The organism is Mesorhizobium sp. CNPSo 4684 (genome assembly GCF_057784315.1).
The window spans coordinates 122,695-136,114 of sequence record NZ_JBWLUX010000017.1; the positions used below are offsets into that span (position 1 = coordinate 122,695).

At 62.6% G+C, this 13,420-nt stretch carries 15 protein-coding genes and 1 pseudogene; 3 read left to right on the plus strand and 13 right to left on the minus strand.

Annotation, left to right across the window (positions count from 1 at the left end; translation table 11 throughout):
* Window positions 1–135: 135 nt before the first annotated feature.
* The gene (locus AC04SG_RS18020; protein WP_488552129.1) at window positions 136–864 is read right to left on the minus strand and encodes an SDR family NAD(P)-dependent oxidoreductase; all 729 of its coding nucleotides are present in this window, start codon (window positions 862–864) and stop codon (window positions 136–138) included.
* A gap of 139 nt (window positions 865–1,003) precedes the next feature.
* On the opposite strand from AC04SG_RS18020, the gene AC04SG_RS18025 reads away from it, so the two are divergent.
* A complete protein-coding gene (locus AC04SG_RS18025) occupies window positions 1,004–1,894 on the plus strand; it encodes an AraC family transcriptional regulator (protein WP_488552130.1) in 891 nt (296 codons plus the stop codon).
* Here AC04SG_RS18025 and AC04SG_RS18030 read toward each other — a convergent pair.
* Window positions 1,891–2,736, minus strand: a complete 846-nt coding sequence (locus tag AC04SG_RS18030) for a MurR/RpiR family transcriptional regulator (protein ID WP_192255350.1) — start codon at window positions 2,734–2,736, stop codon at window positions 1,891–1,893. The genes AC04SG_RS18025 and AC04SG_RS18030 overlap by 4 nt on opposite strands.
* Before the next feature lie 208 nt (window positions 2,737–2,944).
* On the opposite strand from AC04SG_RS18030, the gene AC04SG_RS18035 reads away from it, so the two are divergent.
* The gene (locus AC04SG_RS18035; RefSeq protein ID WP_488552142.1) at window positions 2,945–4,054 is read left to right on the plus strand and encodes a Gfo/Idh/MocA family protein; all 1,110 of its coding nucleotides are present in this window, start codon (window positions 2,945–2,947) and stop codon (window positions 4,052–4,054) included.
* Between the two features lie 5 nt (window positions 4,055–4,059).
* Here the strand turns inward: AC04SG_RS18035 and AC04SG_RS18040 are convergent, their stop codons facing one another.
* Complete coding sequence (locus AC04SG_RS18040; protein ID WP_488552131.1) at window positions 4,060–4,761, minus strand: helix-turn-helix transcriptional regulator; 702 nt, start codon at window positions 4,759–4,761, stop codon at window positions 4,060–4,062.
* A gap of 127 nt (window positions 4,762–4,888) precedes the next feature.
* Between AC04SG_RS18040 and AC04SG_RS18045 the strand changes: the two genes are divergently transcribed.
* Window positions 4,889–5,524: a LysE family translocator gene (locus AC04SG_RS18045; protein WP_488552132.1), complete on the plus strand. Its 636-nt coding sequence runs from the start codon at window positions 4,889–4,891 to the stop codon at window positions 5,522–5,524.
* 139 nt (window positions 5,525–5,663) lie between these two features.
* Here AC04SG_RS18045 and AC04SG_RS18050 read toward each other — a convergent pair whose 3' ends face one another.
* The 10 genes and pseudogenes from AC04SG_RS18050 to AC04SG_RS18095 form a co-directional block, all read right to left on the minus strand.
* The gene (locus AC04SG_RS18050; protein WP_488552133.1) at window positions 5,664–6,755 is read right to left on the minus strand and encodes a 3-deoxy-7-phosphoheptulonate synthase; all 1,092 of its coding nucleotides are present in this window, start codon (window positions 6,753–6,755) and stop codon (window positions 5,664–5,666) included.
* A gap of 210 nt (window positions 6,756–6,965) precedes the next feature.
* A complete protein-coding gene (locus AC04SG_RS18055; protein ID WP_488552134.1) occupies window positions 6,966–7,262 on the minus strand; it encodes a hypothetical protein in 297 nt (98 codons plus the stop codon).
* Window positions 7,263–7,280: 18 nt separating this feature from the next.
* Window positions 7,281–7,703 carry a PIN domain-containing protein gene (locus tag AC04SG_RS18060; RefSeq protein WP_488552135.1) on the minus strand — a complete coding sequence of 141 codons (423 nt, stop codon included), beginning with the start codon at window positions 7,701–7,703 and terminating at the stop codon, window positions 7,281–7,283.
* Entirely contained in the window at window positions 7,700–7,963 is a 264-nt protein-coding gene (locus AC04SG_RS18065; RefSeq protein ID WP_352561257.1) for a type II toxin-antitoxin system Phd/YefM family antitoxin, read from the minus strand. Before AC04SG_RS18065 ends, AC04SG_RS18060 begins: the two co-directional genes overlap by 4 nt.
* Window positions 7,964–8,035: 72 nt before the next feature.
* On the minus strand, window positions 8,036–8,830 hold the full coding sequence (locus tag AC04SG_RS18070) for an SDR family oxidoreductase (protein ID WP_488552136.1): 795 nt from the start codon (window positions 8,828–8,830) through the stop codon (window positions 8,036–8,038).
* 20 nt (window positions 8,831–8,850) lie between these two features.
* Window positions 8,851–9,846, minus strand: coding sequence for an inositol 2-dehydrogenase (iolG, locus tag AC04SG_RS18075; protein ID WP_352561261.1), 996 nt, complete (start codon window positions 9,844–9,846; stop codon window positions 8,851–8,853).
* Between the two features lie 174 nt (window positions 9,847–10,020).
* Window positions 10,021–10,788 carry an ATP-binding cassette domain-containing protein gene (locus AC04SG_RS18080; protein WP_112559919.1) on the minus strand — a complete coding sequence of 256 codons (768 nt, stop codon included), beginning with the start codon at window positions 10,786–10,788 and terminating at the stop codon, window positions 10,021–10,023.
* A 2-nt stretch (window positions 10,789–10,790) separates the two neighbouring features.
* Window positions 10,791–11,867, minus strand: coding sequence for an ABC transporter permease (locus tag AC04SG_RS18085; protein WP_352582733.1), 1,077 nt, complete (start codon window positions 11,865–11,867; stop codon window positions 10,791–10,793).
* Between the two features lie 112 nt (window positions 11,868–11,979).
* The gene (locus AC04SG_RS18090) at window positions 11,980–12,921 is read right to left on the minus strand and encodes a sugar ABC transporter substrate-binding protein (protein WP_192255366.1); all 942 of its coding nucleotides are present in this window, start codon (window positions 12,919–12,921) and stop codon (window positions 11,980–11,982) included.
* 358 nt (window positions 12,922–13,279) lie between these two features.
* Window positions 13,280–13,420 (minus strand): annotated as a pseudogene (locus AC04SG_RS18095) (IS110 family transposase); the annotation flags it as partial.

Below are 13,420 nucleotides of genomic sequence, written 5' to 3' on the forward strand. Positions count from 1 at the left end.
AGTTGGGGGACACGCGCGAGCGGCAGCGTGACGCCGGGAATATGAAATAATAATTCCAATCCATAGTCAATATGGAATGAGCGTTCCTTCTCTTAAAAGTGGCACAAAGGGGTGGGGACTTCGGGGCCGGCTCCTTCACCAGGGGAGCGGGCCATCGTCGTTGAAATAGCCGGCGTTCGGACCATCCCCATCCAGGGTCGCCAAGTGTATGACGATCTCCGCCGCCTGCTGCACGGTGCGGTGGCCTTTGAAGCCATTCAGGTCGGTGGCGGTATAGCCGGGCGCGGCGGCATTGACCTTGATGCCGCGCGGGGCGAGCTCGCGGGCGAAGGCCACGGTGATGGCGTTCAGCGCCGTCTTGGAGCTGCCATAGCCCAGCAGGTTGACCGCCTGGTTCGGCGTGCCCGAATCGAGCGCGCGACCGATGGATCCAGTCGAGCTGCTGACCATGACGATGCGCGCGGCCGGCGCTGCAAGCAGTAGCGGCAGGAAGGCCTGGGTGACGCGGATCGGCCCGAACACATTGACCTCATAGGTAGCCTGGATGTCGGCAACACGCTGCTCGCTCGGCGGCAGTTCATAATTGATGGCGATGCCGGCATTGTTCACCAACACGTCGAGACCGGGGCTTTCGGCGCCAACGGTTTTGGCGGCAGCCGCCACGCTGTCGTCCTGCGTGACGTCAAGCGCAAGCCATTGAACGTCCAGGCCTTCGGCGCGTAATTCCTGCGCTGCCGCCATGCCGCGCCCGGCATCCCTGGCGCCGAGCCACACCTTGAAGCCCATCGTCGCCAGCCGTCGGGTGACTTCACGGCCGATGCCCTTGTTGGCGCCGGTCACCACAGCGGTTTTCGTCGTCGTCATTTTGATATCTCCATCTGTCCATATCGGAGACACAGAGATGGCGCGGCGCTGGCAATGCCGCGCGCCGGAACCTCTCTTCCTCTTGCCTAATCCTCTCATCTGGCTTGCACGGTCCCCCTGGATGCGCAATGCTGACGCCATGAGCGAGGCACTGCGGGAACTGATCGAAATCGCCGGCCGCCATGCGCAGGGACGACGGACGAGAACGGCTATCCCGCATGTTTCGATCGGCCGCAGCGAGACCACCACGGCGCCCGTGGCGGGCGTGTGGGGTTCCGGGATCCTGTTCGTGCTGCAGGGCGCCAAGACGGTTCTGATCGGCGACCGGGCGCTGCGTTACAATCCAGCCAGCTATTTCATCTACACTGTCGAGACGCCGACCATCAGCCAGTTGGTCGAAGCGAGCGTCGCGCGTCCCTACCTCGCCATCGGCTTCACCCTTGACCTGCAGGCTGTTGCGGCGCTTCTCGTCGAGCATGAGCCGGCGCTTGGCGGCGACGGTTTCTCCACCTCGCCCGTCAATGACGATTTGCTCGATGCATTGCGTCGCATCATGCGGCTGCTCGACCGGCCGGCGGAGATTCCCGTGCTTGCGGCAGCGCTTGAACGCGAGTTGCTGTTTCGGCTGCTGCAAGGACCGCAGGGCGGGAAGCTTCGCCAGCTTGCGCGCGCCGATGGCCATCTGTCCCGCATCGGCCAGGCGATCGCCTGGATCCGGACGCATTGCCATCAGCCGATCCGGGTCAGTAACCTCGCCCAGATCGCCCATATGAGCGAGGCTGCCTTTTACCGTCACTTCAAGGCGGCGACCGCGATGAGTCCGATCCAGTATCAAAAACAGATAAGGCTGCTGGAGGCCCGCCATCTGCTGCTCGCCCAGCCAGGCAATGTGGCCAGCGTCGCCTTTTCCGTCGGCTATGAGAGCGCTTCCCAGTTCAGCCGCGAATATGCTCGCCAGTTCGGAGCGCCGCCGGGGCGTGACGCCGCGCGGCTTTCGGCGGCAGGCGAGGCGGCCGTGGAGGTGATCTAACCTTTACCCTTGCGGCCGGTGCTGCGCCGTTTCTCGCCGACGCCGACGGTCAGCGCCATGGCCAGCGCCATGGTGGCCGACAGCGAGCGGAAGCCGGCGAAATCGGCCTCGGCAACCTCGAACCACACCCTGGCGAACTGCGCCAGCGGCGAAAACGAGCTGTCGGTGATGGCGACGATCGGCACGCCCTGTTCGGAAATGGTGCGGGCTTCCTCGATGGTTGCCGGCGCATAGGGCGAGAAGCTGATGGCGATGACGGCATCGGCCGGCGTGGCAAAGGCGACCATCTCGGCATTCAGCCCGGCGGCCGATTCGATCAGCTGGTTGCGGATCTTCAATTTGCCCAAAGCATAGGCGATGTAGCTTGCCACCGGATAGGATCGGCGCTTGGCGAGCACGTAGATGGTCTCGGCCTTGGCCAGCAGCGAGATCGCGTCTTCGAGATGCGCCTCGTCCAGCGTGCGCGAAATGTCGTTGAGCGAGGTGCTGGCGGCGGCGACGAAGCCGTCGAAGATGGCGCGGTGTCCCGCACCCGCATCGGCCTTGGCGCGCAGCGCCTGCAAGCGCTCATCATAGGAGGAGTTGCGTTCGCGCAGCCGCTCGCGAAACACCTGCTGCAGGCTGGTGAAGCCGTCGAAGCCAAGCTGCTGGGCAAAGCGGATCAGGGTCGAGGGTTGCACACCGGCCGAAGCGGCGATGCTGGCGGCGGTGCCGAAGGCGATGTCATCAGGATTGTCGAGCGCGTAGGCGGCGATCTGGGCGATGCGTTTGGGCAAGGTTTCACGCCGATCGAGGATCGTGGCGCGCAGCGTCTCGAAATCGCGAGGTACCCGTTCGTCCATCGTCGGCCCGTCCAAGCTCATCTAGAGCATGATGCCGAAAAGTGTGAAGCGGTTTTCGGACAACATCATGCTCCCTCTTTGAGAACGTCCTCTGTGCCCCATCATAGCGAGCCTGCGCAAGAACGCCATAAAAAATGAGGCAGACATTCCATTTCAGAACAAAATGGACTAATTCATCCACCGAGGATCTTATCCAGTGGAGAAGAAGATGGTCGGCGTCGGTCTTATCGGCACGGGTTTCATGGGCAAGTGCCACGCCATAGCGTGGAGTGCCGTCGGTGCCGTCTTTCCGGATGTCGCCAAGCCAAAACTGGTTCATCTCGGCGAGGTCAATGAGGAACTGGCGAAACGCAAGGCGGGCGAGTTCGGCTTTGCCAAGGCCTCCGGCGACTGGCGCGCGGTGGTCAACGATCCCGAGGTTGATATCGTCTCCTTGACCACACCCAACCAGTTCCATCCGGAAATGGCCATCGCCATCCTCGAAGCCGGCAAGCATTTGTGGTGCGAAAAGCCGATGGCGCCGAGCTTTGCCGAAGCCGAGGCGATGGCGGCCGCGGCGAAGAAGTCCGGCAAGGTGGCGGCGCTGGGCTACAACTACATACAGAGTCCGGCGATCCGCCACATCGGCGCGCTGCTCGATGAGAAGATCATCGGCGAGGTCAACCATCTGCGCATCGAGATGGATGAGGATTTCATGGCCGATCCCGAAGCGCTGTTCTTCTGGAAGCACGAGGCGGCATCCGGCTATGGCGCGCTCGACGATTTCGCCGTGCATCCGCTGTCGCTGGTCTCGGCGCTGTTCGGCCGCGTCGCAAAAGTCATCTGCGACATGGCCAAGCCCTATGCCGACCGCAAGCTGGCCAGCGGCGGCCGCCGCGCGGTCGAGACCTACGACATTGCCAGCGTGCTGATGCATCTCGAGAACGGCATTGCCGGCACGCTGCTGGTCAACCGCTCGGCCTGGGGCCGCAAGGGCCGCATCGCCATCCAGATTTTCGGTTCCAAGGGATCAATCCTGTTCGACCAGGAGCGGATGAACGAAATCCAGCTTTACGTCACCGCCGACCGCCCGACCGAGCAAGGCTATCGCACCATATTGGTGGCGCCGCACCATAAACCCTACGACGCCTTCCTGCCGGCGCCGGGCCACGGCCTCGGCTTCAACGACCTCAAGATCATCGAATGCCATGAATTGCTGACCCGGCTTGCCGGCACGCCTGCGCGGGTGATCGAATTTGCGGAAGGGCTGGAGATCGAACGCACCGTGCACGCAATGGCAAGGTCGTTCGAGGAGAAGCGCTGGGTGGACGTGCGGTAATACCCTCAGCCGGCCGCGGCCACAGCGTCCGTCTCCCAACCGTCGACCCAGACCTGCCGCAAGCGATCGCCTTCGCCCTTGAAGCGCAGGCCGGTCGGCTGGCAAGCCTCGATGCGGTCGCTGCGGAAATTGCGGATCGCCTGGCGCAGTTCGCACCAGGCGACGATGTTGGCGGTCTCGGCATAGTAGATCAGTGCGATCGGGCGGATCAGCCGCTCGGAAGCGCGGCCCATTTCGTCCCGATAGGAGAGGTCGAGCTTCTCCTCATCGCGGATGGCGCGCCGCACCAGCGCCAGATCGATCGTGCCGATTGCGGGCGCGGCGAAACCCCAGACATGCAACGCATTGGCGTCGAACGCCTGACGCAAGGGCGGTGGCACTGCGCCGGCGATCTTGGCGCTGACGCGCTTGGCCGCCTGCTTGAGTTCGCTGTCGCCCGTGCGCTCCAGCAGCGCCAGCGACAGCACGATCGCCTCCATTTCCTCAATCGAAAACATCAGCGGCGGCAGATCGAAGCCGGGGCGCAGTATGTAACCGATGCCGCGCCCACCCTCGATCGGCACGCGCATCGCCTGCAGTGCGGCGATGTCGCGATAGATCGAGCGGACCGTCACTTCCAGCTGCTCGGCGATCATTGCCGCCGTCACCGGCTGCCTTGCCAGCCGCAGGATCTGGATGATCTCGAACAGGCGCGACGCCTTGCGCATTTTCCTCTCCCGATCAAACGCTACTGACACATCCCCGTCAGTTGGGATGATCTATTGGACTGCCTATCGGGTTGAAAATCAACAAACTCCCCAACGGCACACTGGCAGGAAGCGACAGGCAACTGACATGAGTTATGCAGAGAATCTCTGGCTTTTCTTTATCCTGCTGTTCGGCATCATCATCGTGCCCGGCATGGATATGCTGTTCGTGCTTGCCAATGCACTGACCGGCGGCGGCAACAGAGGGCTTGCCGCGACCGGCGGCATCATGACGGGCGGCATGGTGCATACGCTGAACGGCGCGGTCGGCGTCGGCCTGCTGATGCATTTCGTGCCGATCCTCTACAACCCGCTGCTGATCGCCGGCGCCGCCTACATGGCCTATATCGGCCTGACGCTGATACGCAGCTCGATCAAGGTCGGCCAAGACGGGCCGGCCGGCAGCCGCTCCGCATGGAAGGCGTTTCGCCAGGGGCTGGTGATCTGCCTGATCAATCCCAAAGCCTATCTCTTCGTCTTTGCGGTCTATCCGCAGTTCCTGAAGCCGGCCTATGGCCCGATCTGGATGCAGGCGGCCATCATGGGATTGATGACGGTCGCCACGCAGTTTGCCGTCTATGGCGGGCTCGCAGTGTCAGCCGGGCGCAGCCGCAATCTGCTGGTCGCCAATCCGCGGGCGACCATATTTGCCGGCCGGGCGGCCGGACTGCTTCTGGTTGTGGTTTCGGTGCTGACCGCCTGGCACGGTTTGAAGGCGGCTTGATTGCTGCTACCCGCCGCAGTGCAATCGCCGCCTATGGCCTGGGCCCTTGCGCTTGACGAATACCCCCACCCTTAATCTTGCCGGGGCGAGCCACGGCAGGGTTAGGTGGGGGTGCGTGCCGAGCAAACGCCGGCAAGCGTCAAGCCGCGCCCTGCCGGCTCTCCAGCATGGCGCGGCGGGTTGAGCGGCGCCATTCGACGGCACCGGCGAGGCCGTGCAGCACCGTCTCGGTGGTCGCCCAGTCGATGCAGCCATCTGTGATGCTCTGGCCGTAGACGAGCGGCTTGCCGGGCACCACGTCCTGCCGGCCGGCGACGAGATTGCTCTCGATCATGACGCCGATGATGCGCTCGTCGCCCGCCGCGACTTGGCCGGCGACGTCGGCCGCCACCTTGGGCTGGTTCTCGGGCTTCTTGGCCGAGTTGGCATGGCTGACATCGATCATCAGACGAGGGGTGACGCCGATGCGGGCGAGTTCGGCCGAGGCCGCCTCGACGCTTGCCGCGTCATAGTTGGGCTGAACGCCGCCGCGCAGGATGACATGGCAGTCCTCATTGCCAGTCGTTGCAGCAATGGCGCTGCGCCCGCCCTTGGTCACCGCCATGAAATGATGCGGCTGGGCAGCCGATTTCACCGCCTCGGCCGCGATCCTGAGATTGCCGTCGGTGCCGTTCTTGAAGCCGACGGGACAGGACAGGCCCGATGCCAGCTCGCGGTGGATCTGGCTTTCGGTGGTGCGCGCGCCGATGGCGCCCCAGGCGACGAGGTCGGCAATGTATTGCGGGATGGTCATATCGAGGAACTCGGTCGCTGCCGGCAGGCCGAGATTGTTGACGGCCGACAAGACGTTGCGCGCCATGCGTAACCCTTTCTCGATGTTGAAACTGCCGTCCAGGTCGGGATCGTTGATCAGGCCCTTCCAGCCGACCGTGGTGCGCGGCTTCTCGAAATAGACGCGCATGACGATCTCGAGCCGGTCGGACAGGGTCTCGCGCAGCGCCGCCAGACGGCTGGCATAGTCAACGGCCGCGACCGGATCGTGGATGGAACAAGGGCCGACGATGACAAGCAGTCGATCGTCGGCCCCCGTAAGGATGGAATGGATGGCGTTGCGCGACGTGGCGACGGCGCGCGTCGCCGTCAGCGTGCGCGGTATCTCGCGCATCACGTCTTCCGGTGTGCTCAATGCCCTGATTTCGGTGACCCGAAGGTCGTCTGTGGTGGTCAACACGGCTTTCTGCTCCTGTTTTTTAGGAGACCTGCCGGCTGAAACAAAAAAGCCGCCAGGTCTGGCGGCTGTTCGGACTTGTTGCTGCAATCTTCAGATCGAGCGCAATCCTCCCGCCGCCAGCGAGCTGCTAAAGTACCAATACGTGGCGGACAGGTTGATCATGAGGCTCATATAATCGATGCCGGGGTGTTTGTCACGTCTCTGATGCGGCTACGCATTGTCCCAGTCTGGGATGTGCTCCTGGCCCTGCGGAAACCAGATGCCGCGCCGGAACCAGTTGGCTCCGCCAAGATTGGGAACAACATGATTCTGGTCGAGGTCGTTCACGTCCTTGATGTTCTCAATGCTGACGACTTTCTCGGTGGACCCGAAGGCAAGTTCGAAGAGCTGCAAGGCGTCGACTTCCGACCGCGCGGTGATGCCGACGCCTATATGACCGTTCATCGTGATCCAATATGGGTGCATCGTGATGTTCTCTTGTGGCGAGGGCACATCGGCTGCTTTCAAGCTCATGCAGCCGACCGCTCATGCGGTCCAGGGATCGAAGAGTTCAAGCCCAAAGCCTTCAAAATCCTTGGTGTTGCGCGTTGCCAGGGTGAGTTCCTGCGCAATCGCCGTGGCTGCGATCAGGCCATCCATCGATGACAGACCGCGACCATGGCGCTTTGCAACGCCCATCAGGTCGCCCCAGGCCAAGGCCACCGGTTCGTCCACCGGCAAAACCCTCTGCTCGAAGCGCTGCGGCAGGTCCCGGGCGAGCCATTCGGCCAGCGCCTCGCGTTTGCGGCCCTCATCCATGAGGGCTACGCCGCGCCGGATCTCGGCGATGGACACGACACTGATGAAGGAGCGGTCCTCATCAAGCCCGTCCAGCCATTCCACAACGCGTGCATCCGGCGCCGGCCTTGTCACCTCGGACAGGACATTCGTATCAAGCAGCAGTCTCACAGCGGCAGATCGCGCGGTTCGTCGCGCTGGCGTTCAAGGTCGAGATCGGCGCCCCGCAGCGGCGAGTCCAGCAGGAACTCGGCGAGCGTCCCTTTGCGCGCGGTCTTGCGCTGCCATTCCTCGGCCGAGACGACAACCACGCTTGGTTTGCCGTTCTTGGTGATCGTCTGCGGCGAGGATTGCGCGCGCTCGATAACCTCGGAGAGCCGGGCTTTTGCCCCGGCGACCGTCCAGTTCGTGTCTTTGGGCGACGTTAGCATCGCATCCCTCGTGACCAGTCTGACTATCATGACTATATAGGGATGGCGATGCTGTCGCAACAGGGGTTGAAACTACTCCGGTGATGTCCCCGCAACATTCTGGTCGTAGTCGACCAATGACCCGGTCATGACGCCGGATTGCGGGCTCACCATGTAGCTGATCAGCCGTGCCAATTGATCCGGCTTCACCAGCTGGCCCATCGGCTGGCCGGCCTCGGCCTTGGCCAGCCAGTCGTCGGAGGCGCCGTGCCATTTCTTCTGCACGATGTCCTCACCCTCGGTGTCCATCCAGCCGGGAAGCACGGCGTTGCAGCGGATGCGGTTGAAGCGATAGGCGTTGGCGACATTCTTGGTCAGCGTCGCCAGCGCGCCCTTGCTCGAGGAATAGGGCGCCAGGAAGGATTGGCCGCAATGCGCCGACATTGACAGCACATTGACGATCGAGCCAGGCGCTTTCTTGTCCAGCAGATGCGCAACCACGCCCTGCATCAGGAAGAACGGGCCACGCACATTGGTCTGGAAAATCTGGTCGAAGACCTCTTCGGAGGTCTCGACCAATGAACCGCGTGCGGAGGTGGCGGCGGCGTTGACCAGCGCGTTGATGGTGCCGAAATGCGAGATCGCGGTTGCGACAGCGCGCTTGCAGTCGGCCACTTTCGAAACGTCGGCGCTGATGAAGATGGCGTCGACACCGGCTTTCTTGAAGTGGGCGACCGCCTTGTCGCCCTTCTCCTGCGAACGGCCGATGAGCGCCAGCGCCCGGCAGCCCTCATCGGCCAGTGCTGTGGCGACGGCAAAGCCGATGCCTTGCGCGCCCCCGGTGACGATGGTGCGCGTGTTCGAATTGCGATCGGCTGATGTGCTCATCGCTCTGCTCCTGTGAGTTCTTACTTGTCGAGACGGACGGTCTTGCCTGACGTCGCCGACTTCAGCGCCGCATCGGCCAGCTTCAGTGCCACGAGGCCGTCGGCGCCGCTCGGCGATGCCTTCTTGCCCGAGGTTGCGGCGGCGATGAAGGCGGCGATCTCGATGGCGTAGGCGTCGAGATAGCGGGTCATGAAGAAATCGTGCAGCGGCGGGCGGGTATAGCCCTTCTCGTTGGCCAGTTCGATCGACACCGGCCGCTGGTTTTCGGCGGCGACCATGCCCTTGGAGCCATGCACCTCGATGCGCTGGTCGTAGCCATAGGTGGCGCGGCGCGAGTTGGAGATGACGGCCTGTTTGCCCGACGCGGTCTCGAGGATGACGCTGACGCTATCGAAATCGCCGGCTTCGCCGATCTTCTTGTCCACCAGCACCGAGGCATGGGCGCTGACCGCTACCACTTCCTCGCCGAGGAGGAAGCGCGCCATGTCGAAATCGTGGATGGTCATGTCGCGAAAAATGCCGCCCGAGCGCTTGATGTAGTCGACCGGCGGCGCGCCCGGATCGCGCGAGGTGATGGTGACCATTTCGACAGTGCCGATGGCGCCGTCGTCGATCGCCTTGCGCACGGCGGCGAAATGCGGATCGAAACGCCTGTTGAAGCCGACCATCAGCGTCGCCTTGGCCTTGTCGACCACGGCCAGGCATTTTTCCACGCGCTTGACGTTGAGGTCGATCGGCTTCTCGCAGAAGATCGCCTTGCCGGCCTTGGCGAAGCGCTCGATCAGATCGGCATGGGTGTCGGTCGGCGTGCAGATGACGACGGCGTCGATATCTTTTGATTTTTCAATCGCGTCGATGGTGCGCACCTCGGCGCCATAGGCAGTCGCCAGCTCGGTCGCCGCCTTCTCGAAGGCATCGGCGACGGCCACCAGTCTGGCCTGCGGGTTGGAGCCGACGGCGCGGGCGTGGACCTTGCCGATGCGGCCGGCACCGAGGAGGGCGAAACGAACAGTCATGGAGTATTTCCTCTAGGGGGATGGGTTCGAGAGAGTTGTGTCTCCACCTTCCCCTGAGGGAAGGTGGCAAGGGTACTTCTTGTTTTGGCGCAATTCCGGACGGAAAACCGTTTCACACTTTCCCGGAATTGCTCAGCGCGTCAGATCGTCCCGGAAACCGGATGATCATCCTGTTTAGGCCGCGAGTTCCGCCTCCCCGGTCTTGGCGCCGGTGATGTAGGAGACGATGTCGTTGCCGTCGGTGTTTTCCTTGCGCAGATTGGCGACGATGCGGCCGCGCCGGAACACGACGATGCGGTCGCACAGGTCGAACACCTGGCGCATATTGTGGCTGATCAGGATCAGCGGCTCGCCATTGTCCTTCAGCGTGCGGATGATGTTTTCGACCTGCGCCGTCTCCTGCACGCCGAGCGCCGCCGTCGGCTCGTCCATGATGATCAGCTTGGAGGCGAAGGTTGCGGTCCGGGCGATCGCCACGCATTGCCGCTGGCCGCCCGACATGTGGCGGATGGTGTTGGACAGATTGGGGATTTTCACCGCGGTGCGGATCAGCGCCGCCTCGGTCGCCTTGCGCATGTATTTGCGGTCGAGGATCGAGAACGGGCCGAGATTGAACAGCACCTTTTCGCGGCCGAGGAACAGGTTCGACGGTACGTCGAGATCGTCGGCGAGCGCCAGGTTCTGGAAGACCGTCTCGATGCCCGCGGTGCGGGCCTCGATCGGGCCGGCAAAATTCACTTCCTTGCCGTCGAACCAGATTTGGCCGCTGGTGCGTTGCTCGACGGCGGTGATCTGGCGCACGAAGGTCGATTTGCCGGCGCCATTGTCGCCCATGATGGCGACATGTTCGCCCTTGCGCAGCTCGAAATTGGCGCCTTCCAGCGCATGCACGCCGCCATAGCGCTTGGTGAGGTTTTCGGTCTTCAGGACGATGTCTGACATGGTCAAGCCCTCAATGCCCGCATGCGTTGACGCCACTGGTCGAGCACGACCGCGCCGACGATGATCACGCCCTTGACCATCTCCTGATAGTAGGCGTCGAGGCGCAGGAAGGTGAAGCCGGAAATGATGACGCCGAAGATCAGTGCGCCGATCACCGTGCCGATGATCGAACCGCGACCGCCCGACAGCGAGACGCCGCCGATGACCGCCATGGCGATGGCGTCGAGCTCATACATCACACCCATGCCGGACTGTGCCGTCAGGTTCTTGGAGCACAACACGACCGCGGCGAGCGAGGCAAGAATGCCGGCAATCGTGTAAACGAGGATCTTGTGATTGGGGATCTTGATGCCGGACATGCGCGCGGCATCCTCGTTGGATCCGATGGCATAACAATGCTTGCCGTAGCGCGTATAGGTCAGGATCAGCTGGAACAGCACCGCCAGCGCCAGGAAGATGATGACCGGCCTCGAGCCGGTGCTGATGGCGGCAAAACTGTCGGTGGGAAACGAGATCGGCTGGCCTTTGGACCACCATTTGGCGATGCCGCGCGCGGTGATCATCATGCCGAGGGTGGCGATGAATGGCGGGATGCGCGTGTAGGCGATCAACGAGCCGTTGATCAGGCCGGCGAGCATGCCGCAGCCGATCGCAACCAGCACCGGCACGATGACCGGCAGGTCGGTCCAGCCTTGCGCCAGGAACATCGCCTTGGGGTTGGGGTTGCCGTTGACCGTCGCCACCTGGGCGAAGCTCATGGCGATCATGGCGGTGGCGCCGACAATCGAACCCGAGGACAGGTCGATGCCGCCGCAGATGATCACTTGCGTGACGCCGATGGCGATGATGCCGACGATCGACACTTGCAGGATGATGATCTGCAGGCGGGCCTCGTTGAAGATGCCGGCGACGTTGTCGCGGGTGTTGAACAGGAAGGAGTCGCCGAGAAAGATGCGGCCAATCAGTTCGAAGACGATGACGAGGATGACGAGCGCCAGGAAGACGTTGAATTCGGCCGGCCATGTGCGCTTCTTCGCGTCATAGCTGACCCCGCCGACGCCATGCGATGTCTGTGACATGTCTTGTCCTCCGTGAGGCCGCACCTGCCCTCCCGCCCGTCAGGGCGGTGAGGGAGACAAGAGCGGCGCGGATGTTGATGCGCCGCTCCGTTGGTCGAGCGAAGCGCTTGCCTCAGTTCTTCTTCAGGAACTTGTCGATGTTGGCAGGCGTCACGAGCTGGAAGGGCACGTAGACCTTGTGCTCGACCTTCTCGCCCTTGGCGAGTTTCAGTGCCGCATCGAGCGCGCCAGCGCCCTGGCCGGCCGCGTCCTGGAACACGGTTGCGTCGAGGTCGCCCGCCTGCATGGCGGCAAGCGCGTCCTGCGTGGCGTCGACGCCGCCGACGACCACCGACTTCATGTCGACGTTGGCGGCCTTCATCGCCTGGATGGCGCCGATGGCGCTTTCGTCATTGTTGGCGATGACGCCGTCGAACGGCTTGCCGGTCGACAGCCAGTTGGTCATCAGGTTCTGCGCTTCGTCGCGATTCCAGTTCGAGGTCTGCTTGTCGATGATCTTGATGAAGCTGCACTCCGGCGTGGCGATGACATCGTCGATGTCCTTGGTGCGCTGCACGGCAGCCTGGTTGGAAAGCTCGCCCATGATGACATAGACATTGGCTTCCTTCTTGCCGGCCTCGGTGAACAGGCGGCAGACTTCCTTGGTCTCGAGCGTGCCGGAATCGGCCTCGTTCGAGGCGACGAAAGCCTGGTTGTCGGGCAACGTGTCGACATTGACCGGCTCGCGGTTGACATAGACGAGCGGGATCTTGGCGGCGGCGGCGGCATCGGACATCGCCTGCGTGGCCGACGTGTCGACCGGGTTGACGATGATGGCGTCGACGCCCGAGGCGGCGAAGTTCTTGATTTGGTCGAGCTGCTTGGCGACGTCGTTCTGTGCGTCTTCGACCTGCAACTCGACGCCGCTCATACCCTTGGCCTGCTCGATCATGCCGTTGCGCAGCACGGTCAGGAAGTTGTCGTCGAACTTGGCCATCGACACGCCGATCTTGGCGGCAAAGGCGGACGAACTCATCAGCGCCGCAAAGGCGACGCCCAAAATCAGTTTCTTCATTGTGTTTCTCCTCCACATTTGGTGTCCGGCTGCACCGACCTACCCGGAATCCCCGATCGCCCGAGGAATCTCTCCCTGATGTCGTCTCTGTTCCGGACGGCGTTTTCCCAAGGATTGGAACGCCAGGCTCCCTGTTTGAAACAGATGTTCCGGAACGAAAGAACCAAAATACCTAGTTGGTGAAATATTTATTCCATTTTTCGGAGACGTCAAGAGCCATTCCAAAACCGGGTTAAGGATTTTAGGAGGATGGACGATCGAAGCCGGGCCTAAGCTAGGACAAAAAAGGGGATCGAGACCTCTGCTGCCGACAGTCGCCACCGTCCGCGATTTGCGGAAGACCACCCTGACTTCGTCATCAACTCTGAGGGATCAGGGCGTCTCTTAGTCTCGCATTTAGGGTGACGACGATCTTTCGCATGACGGCGACGATAGCCACCATTGGCTTTTTGCCATTGGCGATGAGGCGTTTGTAGAAGAGAGCGAACTCGCCCTTTCC